The following is a 10,450-nucleotide window of genomic DNA, read 5'->3' as shown; positions in this document are numbered from 1 at the left end:
TAATAAAGTAGCGTTTGGTCGGTGAAATGTGCTTAATAAAGTAGCGTTTGGTCGGTAGAATAATATTTTTTAAAAGTTATTGCTACTTTTTATTGCTACTTTTTTGCATAGTTTTGCTTATCAATGTTTTATCATGAATAAGGTAATAGAGATTTGGCAAGACAATGTTCTTACTGTTGCTCGCTACGAAATGAGTGAAGCAGAGAAGAATATCTTGTACATGGTCGTCGCAAGCATAAAGAAAGATGATCCAGTTACCAAGATGTATCAGGTATCAGTCAAAGAAATGGCTCATATAACTGGGTCAGAAGAATTGAAATTTGAGGCTTATAAGCAAGCTTCACGTAAATTATTATCGCGGGTCTTTGAAACTACCTTGCCAAACGGGGACGTGTTACAAGCGACTTTTATAGCTTCAGCTCTGTACAAGAAGGGGACGGGAACTATACAAATAGAGTTATCTCAAATGGTCCGCCCGTTTTACGTCGAGTTGAACGAGAAATACACTAAAATACAGTTGGTTGCGGCTATTTCACTTAATTCAGCCTACGCCAAACGGATTTATGAGCTGCTGTGTATGTATAAAAACATGAAAGACAAGACATTTCGGCGCAACTTGATTGACCTCAAAAATATGCTTTGGGTTATAGACCCAAAGACAGGAAAAGATAGCTATTCTAATTGGACCCGCTTTCAAATGAGGGTCTTAGAGGTGGCGGCCAAAGAGATAAATGGCCATACTGACTTGACATTCGCTTACAGGCCTATTTATGGGGACCGACCAGGGCGGGGGCGTAAACCGGTAGTTGAAGTCGAGTTTGAGGTCTTTTATCAAGCCAAACTAGAAACAGTTCAAACATCAACTTTGCAGGAGCGACTGATCAAACAATTCCGACTCCGCTCTGACCAAGCAGAACAGATATTAGCTAATCATTCTTCTGAAACTATCACTCGCCAACTCTACGACGTTCAAGTGAAAATCGCCGATGGCAAGGTAAAAAACATTGGAAGCTACACAGCCAAAGTATTTGGCCTAGAAACAAAGGGAAGAGAAAAATAAGAGAGAGGACCATCAACTACCAGATAAAGGCGTGTAGAGCCTGAAAACGCGTCAAAAATGACAAATATCACTATCTTGCTTGTATGAAAATCGTTCTAGATATCCCTGACAACAAAGTAAGTTTCATGATGGAACTGCTACGGAGTCTATCGTTTGTTAAGGCTAAGCCTCTTCCACTAGGTGTTTCCAACGAAAAAGCCTTATTCCTAGCAGAGCTAGGTGAAGCCGTTGAAGAACTAAACGATGTGTTAGCGGGGAAAACCCAGGCCCGTGACGCTTACGAGTTGCTCGATGAGTTATGATCTAAAACGGCTTCTGACCTTCGACCGGCAAGCCAAGCGATTAGCCAAAAAATATCCATCGCTGAAAACGGATTTGCGAACGTTATTTGACTCCCTGAGAGAAGACCCTACACAGGGAGCAGCTTTAGGAAAGGGTTGTTACAAAGTCCGCATGGCCATTGCGAGCAAAAAGCAGGGTAAGTCAGGAGGGGCACGGGTAATTACCTTTGTTAAGGTGACTCAGGAAGCAGTTTATTTGCTGGCCATTTATGACAAATCCGAAAAGGAGAATTTAGACTCAGGCGAATTAGATACCTATTTAGATCTAATCGAAGACGACTCAGCGACCGAATAGTCGGTGCCATAAGTTACGTTTACTATGTGTTGATTCTTCAGCTTCAGGTGAAGGTAGCCTTTTCTGTAAATCTCCTAATTGCACGTTTTGCTGAAGTAATAATTCTTCAATATGACTCATTTTCTGATTAGTCATCTGACTAGTCAACTGATTAGCCATCGCATTCATAACATCTCCTTGCTCAAACAGGCGATTTTGTAGTTGCTGGATTGTCCGATCACGCTCAGCCACTGCCTCTCGAAGCTGTTGATTCTCCAGCTGAAGCGAATCACTTACTACTAAGGCGGGTAGCGGGGTTACAGAATGAACTTCATATTCCTGTCGCAACAATACTTGGCTAACCTGATATGCTTTTCCTTTGGGAGTGTCTTCAGACCGTACATGACTAGTCAAAATATGCTGTTTGACTAGTCGGCGAATCGTTTGTTCAGAACGGTTATACTGCTGAGCAGCTTCTTTGATCGTTAAGAATTCCTGATTAGTTATTATCATAATATGATTAGTCACAAGGCCAAATATATAGCTTTATAGCTTTTCTGAGCCATTTGTGTGATTAATCATCCTGAATACCATTTACATAGAACTATTACAAATTTTACCAATGTAAGGCTGACTATTCAAAGTATTCAATAATCAACAGTTTCATAATGACTAGTCATTATGAGTTGCATTACAAATTCACTAGGTTATCATAACATTTGATTATACAACAGAAAAAAGCTTTTTCTTCCGTCCATCATATAATGCATGTCCGTATACCAAAGCAGGGTAAGTTTGATACAGGCTATTACGACCGTTTACAGGTTTAGCTTGTAATCAAACCACTCACTGACTAGTATGAATTCATGAAAAAGCTGCTGACTAGCTTTCGCGATTACTGCTACCAAGAACTACTTGTTCAGAAAGATCAACAGCACGCAGAAGAGTCCTATCAATTTCTGTTCGGTGCCGCTTTATATTGCTACTATGCCGTTTTCTTATCGATTATAGCGATCATTCAGTGGCAGTTAAGAATTCCAGTTCCTGCTATCTTTAAGCATAATTTTTTGGTGATTATTATCATGGCAGTGCTAATGCATATGCCTTTTTACTTTTTCATTCGTTGGCTGTTACATCAGCTCTCAGCTATACCCTTACAGCGCGAAATCAGTCATGACAAATTAGTTTCTTGGCGCGGGAAAGCGGCCCTAGTATATGGGCTAGGACTTGCTTTAATGTGTCTAGTACCTTGGGGGCTTACTGAACTGTTAAAATAGCATAGCTTATTATAATGCCACTTATATAACACCTGTGCCAACGATATATTAAAATTTATATTAGAATAAGACAATGCATATATTTAGTAGTTTATTGACCATAACTCAACATCTGTTTAGCCATGAGAAACCTACTGCTTTGTGCTAGTTTATTCTTAATAGGGAGTGCATCCTGTAAGCACTCTGATGTAGAGCCCGCTCAGTCAATTGAGGGAACTTACCAAGCTAAATTTTATGACCAGTCGACTAGCTCTGGCAACGCAATTCCCTATCCGATAAACGGCCAGGAATTAACGCTGCAAATAAAATATGTATCTGCTGATACGGTCAGTGTTCAAATAACCCCCTCATCAACGGCTAACGCTTTACCAAACGGGGTTTATTCGCCTACCCAAACTCTGTCATATCCAAAAGCTTATATTGAATCGCCAACGAATACGGCCACCTATATTTATTTGACAGGAAAGCCAGGTAGTCCAATTTCCACGACAAACACTCAAATATGGATCTACAAAGACAAGCAAAGTGCTGACTACTTTTTTACTCCTCAACAGACCCCCACTATTGCTAAGTCAATTCGTTTTGAGAAGAATGATGTGTAGATAGTATTAAACTTAGAAAGGACTTATTCTCGCGTTATAAAAGAATGAGTCCTTTCTAAGAAATTTCTCTTAACATAAGTGTAGTTATACAACATCTCTTGTTTTTGTGCAAATACGGCCCTTCCTCAAATTAATTCCGGTTTGCATTTAATAAAGAAAGGATACTTTTTAAGGTCTAGCGAAATTCAACATGGGCTTCCGCTTGACTAACCGGTGCCGTAAAATAATAATCAATACCACCTGTTTTACATCGCTTTCTGAGCAAGCCTGCTGTTGATGGTTGACCGACAATAGCCGGCAGATCAATACTATAAGTAATGCAATTCACTTGCTTTTTGTTAACTATAGTAGCATCAATCTCTTGGTTGACCAACAGTTTTTCATAAACTCGATTACTGCCGGGTGAATAATCTCCGTTAGCAGTCGCTTGAATCTCTACGCGTACTGAATCATCAGTTACAGCTGTCAGTTTTAAGGTCATGGTTTGCCCTTGAATAGGATAGAAGTCACCAACTCCCGTCTTGTTATAGTAGGTATCGGCTTGATAAGTCCCTTCAACGGCAAGCGCACGTTTAGGGAAATCAATTTGCGGCTGATCGCAACTGCTAGTTAGTCCTAAGGCTATGATTAGTAGATAATACGTTGATCGTGGCTGGTTCATTAATACAGAGCGGTTAGGAACAAGACTAGGACCAGCTTACTAGAAAATGGTAAGCAGAGAAGTGGATTGGTCTTTACCGATAAAATGCAAAACCGCTGGTATTATTGTTACACAGCTAATAGAACTTTTTGGAGAGATGTTCTATAACTGATTTTATGTTGTTCGACTTTCCTAAGAAATCAATTCTTGGTCGAATACGGCTATAGATGAGCTTTGTCCAAAAATCATCTTTTCCGGATTGAGATTACTTCGATTGATTTAGTACTGCAGTTATCGTTGGCCACAACCTTATAACGAATCCATACCCCAACACTGTCACTAGTTGCTTTGTCAAATGGAGTTGGTAGCGTTAGGGTACGGTACTGGCCAGATTCGGTTCGAATCTGGTAACCATCTGCACAGGCCTTCGCTGATGCATTGATTGAGGAAGCGTACCAATAGCCTAACAGAGTTGCTTTTTCTTCCTGGGCTTCTACTTGGTCTTTCTGACAACCAAGTGGAACTAGGGCTAGGGTAAAGAGAAATAATATCTTCATATCTGTAGGGGTTTAGAAGGAGGACTCTAGCCAGTGAAGATGCGTTGCATTCAGGACTTTGCTTTGTTATATAAGTGTCTTTATGTTAACCTAGTACGATTCTCTATCTCTCTGGCCGACTCAACGCAATGAGCTATTATGCTATCAAGATCATCACTATCTGTTGTCTCAACTACTGAGCCAAAGTTTGTTACAAGATGGACTGTGTAGACATTATTCGATACTTCCTGGTAAGTCAATGTCCAGCCGTCCGGAACTCCCTCAATTGTCTTCATTACTGTTATATAATCCTTGTTATGTTAACAAAAGTCGATAAAGTAGCTACTTTACTCGCTCGATCCGCACACAGTTGACGTACTGATTGACTCGCTCCAAAAGCTTGTAAATCGCCGTCGGGTAGTGTGTATTGTTCTGCAAATTGCCTTCGTAGAGCACATCTCGATTCATCTTATTCTCCACTAGTAAGCTGGCAATATGCCAGTTCACGGCTTGCTCGTTAAAGACATCGAGTTGGTAAAAACTCACCAGCAGGTTGCCATCGGGCACGGTCCGCCGTTGCGGTACCCATCAGACGAAACTGCACGAGATTCTTGGCTTCAAATTCCTTTTCCATCACGGTAGGCGTTTAATTCAGGAGTGCTCTTTTAGCCGCAAACTACCACTTTATGTCGGATCTGTTGACGGGTAACTCTAGCCAGTTTTATAGCTTTTATTTTCCCTGTTTTAGGCTCTGTTTTTAGAGGTTAATTCTTGGAAAAGTTTCTTAACATAAGAACTCTTATACAACACCTCTTCAAAAAGTGCAAATTTCATTAGGCAAAAAAATTGGCTTATCCAGCCTTTTTTTACCCCGTTGTTGAGCGACGTTATTGGCTTGTTTTTGATCAACGAATCACGGTTAACGCGCCTGTATGTCGGCTCATTTTTCCCGTGGGGGACTCCAGCGTGAGTTGATACCCATAGACACCCGTTTGAACCAGTTCGCCTTTATACTTACCATCCCAACTGAAAAGCTTCTCCAGAGACGATGTCAACTCTTGATGAAAAATAAGCTGACCCCACCGATTGTAGATGCTTAGCTGCCGAATTCGGCCTAAGCACGGGTTCAGCACGACATTGAACGAATCATTGATCCCATCTCCGTTGGGTGTAAAGGAAGTGGGAACCGCTAGTAAACACGCCAGAACATCTACATGTAAAGGATAAGAGGTCTGGCAATTGGTAGAAGGAATGCTTACCGCCAGTTGATAAAGCGTCGGTTGACTTGGACTAGCCCAGGTTATTGGACAAGTTGGGCAAGATAATCCCGATTCGGGGGACCATCTATAGGTGTAGTTGGTGCCAATTGACGGATTCACCCCTACTTGAATACTATCCCCTTGCATAATGAGCGTGTCCCGTGGCGGCACAAGATCAATTTGTCGGATCAGGAGCTGAGTCGTCACTAAGCTATCACAGAGGGGTGCTGCTCGAACAAACCGGTTCAGATATACACCCGATTGGCTATAAACACTATCCCCAAGTACCAACTGGCTTCCCGCGCAAAGCGTGACTTGCTGAGTAGAACTGGGGGTAGGCAGTACGATCAATTCGGTAATCAGAAGACTATCACAACCCCAAGGCCGGTGAAACGCATGATGATAGGTACCAGGTTGGGTGTACAGCGAATCCTCGACTCGATAGGACTCGCCAGCGCATACCCTTACCTGCTGAACCGTTGGAAATTGGAGCTGCTCGACTCGGTAGTTCAGCCGTAAGCTCGTTTGACAGCTGGGATTAAGAACCGATCTTGATTGCAAATCAACCCAGTAGGTAGTGCCAAGTTGGGGGCTAACGGAAACGGTAGCCGTGGTATCACCCGTATTCCATAGGTACTGATCAAAGCCCGGCGGAGCCGCTAAGCGGATCTGTCTGCCCTGCGGGGTACAGACCGACGAAGCTGAAATAGACGTGGCCAGACATTGCGCATCAAAATAGGCATACCCAAAATGGCCGCCCTCGCTACAGTCATGAGCAGTCACCTCCAGCCGTAATGTCTGACCGACATAGGCCCGTAAATCAAGTACATGACTCGTCCAATTGCGATAAATGAGTCGCTCAGACGGCTCATCAGACGGTTGATAGATAAAACCGGCGGTTCGATTCGTAGCGACCGCCTCATAATAGCCGCAGCGAATCGTATCCCCATTCAGGGTGCGAACGACTAAACTAAAACCGGGTTGCTGATCGGGTCGATGATTTGGATTCTGGAGAACAACAGCGATCTGATACCGTAGTAAAGGCTTATCGATAGGAACAACAAAACTCGTCCGTAACTGATCAAGAAAGCCCCCTACATCTAAATCACCCAGACGCACCGAATGTCGGCTACCTGGAGCCACAACCGGAATTCGCTCCTTAACGTTGGGATCATAGCCATCCCCTACGCTGGTAATGGTATGACCGTACTGACCGTTAAAGTCGTGAAGGCTACCCGGTTCTAGCCGGTAGGGAAGCGGAAAAAGATAGGGCGAGAATTCGCCCGTCCAACGTTCCCAGCCGCCAAAGGAGCCATCTTCAAAGCCAATCGTTTGACAGTCAACTACTTGAGCCTGACTCATCAAGCTGGCCCATAGCCCCAACCAACCCATCAGTACAAGCCGGATCATAACGCTGATTTTTCAGAAAAACGTCTGAGCAGACAAATCAGTATATGGGTTCATATCATCCGGTAGCCAGGGCTAATGCTATGATGAACAGGTTCTGTGCAACCCTAAAAATAGACTTGTCGTATTAGGGATTATAATACCGCTCGTAGAGCCGCTTGCCTTCGGGTTGCATTTTTACCCAGTTGGTGAACTCCCGCACCGCCTGGGTCTCGGTTCGGGCTTGGGCTAAAGCCGCTTCTCGTTGCTGATTGGCCAGCACCGCACCCACGACCAGTAGCAAGAAACCCAAGAAGACTATCCCGCCCGATTGCCAGGAGGAAAACCCGATGCGACCCGCCAACACATCCGCCCGACTGCGACTGGCCCGTTCGATATAGGCTACCGTTCGCGTGCTAGCGGCTTCGATACGCTCAGCGGCCTCCAAGCCTGCCGCCCGAATCGCCTGCACCCCTTCGTCGGTGGCGGCTTGTAGATTAGCCAGGCTAGGCATGCCATTGGTCAACTCTGGCAGCAACAAACTGGCCAGCTTCACCGAATCAGGCGTATAGACAATCCCGTTTCGATACTCGCTGATTAACGTTTGCAGCTCCTCGGGAGTCGCTCCGCGCGGTCGCTTCTCCCAGGCGTCGAACCGACTCAACAGCCCTTCAGTAGCCCGGTTCTGGCGGCTCAGCTCCTCGACCAACCGATTGATAGGATCATAAGGTCCACTGCTGGTGGGAGCGGGTGGGTTCACCGGTACAGCCTGTCCGTTAACCGCCGTAGATGGATTTGCCGACCCTTTCTGATTCAGATTGTTTAAAAACTTATTCTCCTTCATAATCCTAATCCCTGGTCTCGTTGATGACGCATACCGTGTTCAAGGCGTTGTTCCTGTTGGATGCGTTGCGTTCGTTCAAGTTCGATTTTGTGGGCCTCTTCCCGCTGACGTTCCAAGGCTTGCTGCTGGCGGATCTGCTCCGCTTGTTCCAGGGCTTGGCTCAGTGCCCGGCTGTCGCGTTGCCCATAAGCCTGCCCTAAACCGGCCTGTAACTCAGCCTGTCGCTGCTGAGTCGCTAACGCCAAGCTACGGGCCTGCTCCCGCTGCTGACTACGCTCCAACGTGGCGGCCTGTTGTAATTCCAGTTTCAGGCCTTCATCCCCGTATTTCATCCCATGTAGGTACCGAAACGATTCGGTCAGGCTCCGCTCATAGCCAAAGCCTTTGTCGAAGCACTGCTCCACCCGTTGACTAAAGCCGTTGCGCTCAAAGCCCCCTAAGACAACGCCTTTCGTCGTGCCCTTATGATTAGTCAAAGGGCTCAAATGATACGGGTTCTTCCGTTGGTGCAGGCCCTCAGCCAGTCCCTGCTTGTATTCCCGCAAGTTCTCGGTGCGACTCACGATCACGTGAATATGGGTCTGATCCCCCAGCTTAAGGCTCCCTTTGGCCTGTTCCCCTAATTGAACGGACCGGTCGGTGTAGTCATAGCTACGGCTGTGCTCGATCTTGGCGTACCAGACTAAGTCCTTACTCTCAATCCCCTTTCCAAAGTTTTGGGCGTATTGTTCCATCGCGGAACGGGTGAAGGCCTTTAGAGACTCGACATCCGCCCCAATATGAGCCAACTCCGCTTTGGAAGGAGCCAACACGATCTGGTAGTACTTGTCATCGGTGATGCCTAAGTTGCGCTTGTTGGCGTCAATTTCAGCCACTACTTGGTAGCCCGCTACGTTCTCCAGCTTTTGGCCGAACCACTGACCTAGTTGCTCCTTCTCCAGATAGGCCGCTAGCCCTCCACACGAACCGCTGCGACTCGACAGGCCCTTACCGCTGGATGGGATCTTAGTCATCATAGGGGGTTGCCGTTTTGCTCCGCGATGAGTTGATCCGCTTGCTTTTTATAGTCACTGCGCAGGGCGTTATCGACCAGGGCGGTACGGAAGGAAACGCGCAACAAGGTCTGCACGGCTTCGACTACGCCCGTTAGCTGCTCCTCTAACTGATCCGGGGTCAGGATTGCTTCCTGGCGCATAGCCTGCACGTCGGCGCGCATAGGCCGAAGAATTTCTTTTTCCTGCTCTCGGATAAATCCAATAAAGCGTTTATCCAGTGACTCGACTTTATCGGTCAGTTTTTTCAGGGCTGTAGCGGGGTCATCGGCCTTAGGCTGGCTAGGATCGAGCCCCGTGACGGCGAAAAAATGAAGCATACTGGTGATGACGTCGGTCATTGGTAGGCCCATTTTCTGGGCCATACGGTCCAACTGCTGATGAGTTCCCACGTGTAGAGCGACGGACTTACGGTCAGTTCGTTTTGTATTCATACGTGCATAAAGTATACCATTTAATATTGATTATCAATTAGTTATAAGTAAAATATACCATAAATACGTACATTATCAACTCTATTATAAGTTAATCACTTGGTTATCAACCTCGTAGAGCGGGACGAACGGTATGACCCGTAGGGGAATAGCGTTCCGTCTCGCTCTCTTACAAGACCGTACCACGACACCACCGCCGGATGGTTTACTATCTCGTTGGGAAGCTAAAGAAGATCAAACAGATTACCAAATGATACCCTGACCAGCGGGAGGAGATTAGATAGGTCGGAGTAAATGTATTGGAAAGGGAATGGTATAAGGAAAGTTCTTTTCTTTTCATCAGCCTTTACTAAAGGGATATTAGAATTACTATTAGAATAATACAAATCGTGGAACAGTTAACTAAATTTATAGTTGACCGCCCCCTCCTCCTTTTTAGTTTTTTGCTTTTTCTTCTCCTTTCCCCGTTGTTTTTTGACCGACTCATTAGTAATCTCTGATCTGCTTTTCTTACCCTTCCTTTTTAATCCCTAAAAAGCCGTTTTTCAAGCCACTTTTTTCGACAACAAGTGATTGTGTATTATCAAATATCACTTGTTAACACTTGTAAGGAAAATTTTTAGCAAATAACTACTTGATTACTAAAGATTTACACTGTGGATAACTTTAATAAAGTAGCGTTTGGTCGGTAATAAAGTAGCGTTTGGTCGGTGAAATGTGCTTAATAAAGTAGCGTTTGGTCGGT

At 45.1% G+C, this 10,450-nt stretch carries 13 protein-coding genes; 5 read left to right on the top strand and 8 right to left on the bottom strand.

Going from position 1 to position 10,450, the window contains the following annotated elements; translation table 11 throughout:
- Positions 1 to 133 precede the first annotated feature (133 nt).
- From BM202_RS35970 to BM202_RS35960, 3 genes are all read left to right on the top strand, one after another.
- Complete coding sequence (locus BM202_RS35970) at positions 134 to 1,060, top strand: replication initiation protein (protein WP_093835358.1); 927 nt, start codon at positions 134 to 136, stop codon at positions 1,058 to 1,060.
- A gap of 83 nt (positions 1,061 to 1,143) precedes the next feature.
- On the top strand, positions 1,144 to 1,362 hold the full coding sequence (locus tag BM202_RS35965; RefSeq protein ID WP_093835356.1) for a hypothetical protein: 219 nt from the start codon (positions 1,144 to 1,146) through the stop codon (positions 1,360 to 1,362).
- On the top strand, positions 1,352 to 1,696 hold the full coding sequence (locus BM202_RS35960; RefSeq protein ID WP_093835353.1) for a type II toxin-antitoxin system RelE/ParE family toxin: 345 nt from the start codon (positions 1,352 to 1,354) through the stop codon (positions 1,694 to 1,696). The genes BM202_RS35965 and BM202_RS35960 overlap by 11 nt, the downstream gene beginning before the upstream one ends.
- Here BM202_RS35960 and BM202_RS35955 read toward each other — a convergent pair.
- Positions 1,682 to 2,203, bottom strand: a complete 522-nt coding sequence (locus BM202_RS35955; RefSeq protein WP_245776942.1) for a helix-turn-helix transcriptional regulator — start codon at positions 2,201 to 2,203, stop codon at positions 1,682 to 1,684. The two genes, BM202_RS35960 and BM202_RS35955, sit on opposite strands and share 15 nt — an antisense overlap.
- Before the next feature lie 338 nt (positions 2,204 to 2,541).
- On the opposite strand from BM202_RS35955, the gene BM202_RS35950 reads away from it, so the two are divergent.
- Both BM202_RS35950 and BM202_RS35945 read left to right on the top strand, forming a co-directional pair.
- Positions 2,542 to 2,952: a hypothetical protein gene (locus BM202_RS35950; protein WP_093835351.1), complete on the top strand. Its 411-nt coding sequence runs from the start codon at positions 2,542 to 2,544 to the stop codon at positions 2,950 to 2,952.
- A 122-nt stretch (positions 2,953 to 3,074) separates the two neighbouring features.
- Positions 3,075 to 3,554, top strand: coding sequence for a hypothetical protein (locus BM202_RS35945; protein ID WP_093835349.1), 480 nt, complete (start codon positions 3,075 to 3,077; stop codon positions 3,552 to 3,554).
- Positions 3,555 to 3,729: 175 nt separating this feature from the next.
- Here the strand turns inward: BM202_RS35945 and BM202_RS35940 are convergent, their stop codons facing one another.
- The 7 genes from BM202_RS35940 to BM202_RS35910 form a co-directional block, all read right to left on the bottom strand.
- On the bottom strand, positions 3,730 to 4,215 hold the full coding sequence (locus BM202_RS35940) for a hypothetical protein (RefSeq protein ID WP_093835347.1): 486 nt from the start codon (positions 4,213 to 4,215) through the stop codon (positions 3,730 to 3,732).
- 224 nt (positions 4,216 to 4,439) lie between these two features.
- Positions 4,440 to 4,751 carry a hypothetical protein gene (locus BM202_RS37740; protein ID WP_093835345.1) on the bottom strand — a complete coding sequence of 104 codons (312 nt, stop codon included), beginning with the start codon at positions 4,749 to 4,751 and terminating at the stop codon, positions 4,440 to 4,442.
- Between the two features lie 321 nt (positions 4,752 to 5,072).
- Positions 5,073 to 5,297, bottom strand: coding sequence for a hypothetical protein (locus BM202_RS35930; protein WP_245776941.1), 225 nt, complete (start codon positions 5,295 to 5,297; stop codon positions 5,073 to 5,075).
- A gap of 338 nt (positions 5,298 to 5,635) precedes the next feature.
- Complete coding sequence (locus tag BM202_RS35925) at positions 5,636 to 7,399, bottom strand: T9SS type B sorting domain-containing protein (RefSeq protein WP_093835343.1); 1,764 nt, start codon at positions 7,397 to 7,399, stop codon at positions 5,636 to 5,638.
- A 124-nt stretch (positions 7,400 to 7,523) separates the two neighbouring features.
- The gene (locus tag BM202_RS35920) at positions 7,524 to 8,219 is read right to left on the bottom strand and encodes a hypothetical protein (RefSeq protein ID WP_093835341.1); all 696 of its coding nucleotides are present in this window, start codon (positions 8,217 to 8,219) and stop codon (positions 7,524 to 7,526) included.
- Complete coding sequence (locus BM202_RS35915) at positions 8,216 to 9,235, bottom strand: DUF5712 family protein (RefSeq protein ID WP_093835339.1); 1,020 nt, start codon at positions 9,233 to 9,235, stop codon at positions 8,216 to 8,218. The genes BM202_RS35920 and BM202_RS35915 overlap by 4 nt, the downstream gene beginning before the upstream one ends.
- Positions 9,232 to 9,705 carry a BfmA/BtgA family mobilization protein gene (locus BM202_RS35910; RefSeq protein ID WP_093835337.1) on the bottom strand — a complete coding sequence of 158 codons (474 nt, stop codon included), beginning with the start codon at positions 9,703 to 9,705 and terminating at the stop codon, positions 9,232 to 9,234. The genes BM202_RS35915 and BM202_RS35910 overlap by 4 nt, the downstream gene beginning before the upstream one ends.
- Positions 9,706 to 10,450: the final 745 nt, after the last annotated feature.

Origin of the sequence: Spirosoma endophyticum (assembly GCF_900112365.1) — a bacterium.
Classification (GTDB): domain Bacteria; phylum Bacteroidota; class Bacteroidia; order Cytophagales; family Spirosomataceae; genus Spirosoma; species Spirosoma endophyticum.
The sequence above is the reverse complement of the archived record's forward strand: the minus strand, read 5'-3'. Positions and strand labels throughout refer to the sequence as shown.

Bases quoted from the DNA above. Each gene is read 5' to 3' on its own strand.
- BM202_RS35970 (WP_093835358.1), top strand. From the start codon at position 134: ATGAATAAGGTAATAGAGATTTGGCAAGACAATGTTCTTACTGTTGCT.
- BM202_RS35965 (WP_093835356.1), top strand. From the start codon at position 1,144: ATGAAAATCGTTCTAGATATCCCTGACAACAAAGTAAGTTTCATGATG.
- BM202_RS35960 (WP_093835353.1), top strand. From the start codon at position 1,352: ATGAGTTATGATCTAAAACGGCTTCTGACCTTCGACCGGCAAGCCAAG.
- BM202_RS35950 (WP_093835351.1), top strand. From the start codon at position 2,542: ATGAAAAAGCTGCTGACTAGCTTTCGCGATTACTGCTACCAAGAACTA.
- BM202_RS35945 (WP_093835349.1), top strand. From the start codon at position 3,075: ATGAGAAACCTACTGCTTTGTGCTAGTTTATTCTTAATAGGGAGTGCA.
- BM202_RS35940 (WP_093835347.1), bottom strand. From the start codon at position 4,215: ATGAACCAGCCACGATCAACGTATTATCTACTAATCATAGCCTTAGGA.
- BM202_RS37740 (WP_093835345.1), bottom strand. From the start codon at position 4,751: ATGAAGATATTATTTCTCTTTACCCTAGCCCTAGTTCCACTTGGTTGT.
- BM202_RS35925 (WP_093835343.1), bottom strand. From the start codon at position 7,399: ATGATCCGGCTTGTACTGATGGGTTGGTTGGGGCTATGGGCCAGCTTG.
- BM202_RS35920 (WP_093835341.1), bottom strand. From the start codon at position 8,219: ATGAAGGAGAATAAGTTTTTAAACAATCTGAATCAGAAAGGGTCGGCA.
- BM202_RS35915 (WP_093835339.1), bottom strand. From the start codon at position 9,235: ATGATGACTAAGATCCCATCCAGCGGTAAGGGCCTGTCGAGTCGCAGC.
- BM202_RS35910 (WP_093835337.1), bottom strand. From the start codon at position 9,705: ATGAATACAAAACGAACTGACCGTAAGTCCGTCGCTCTACACGTGGGA.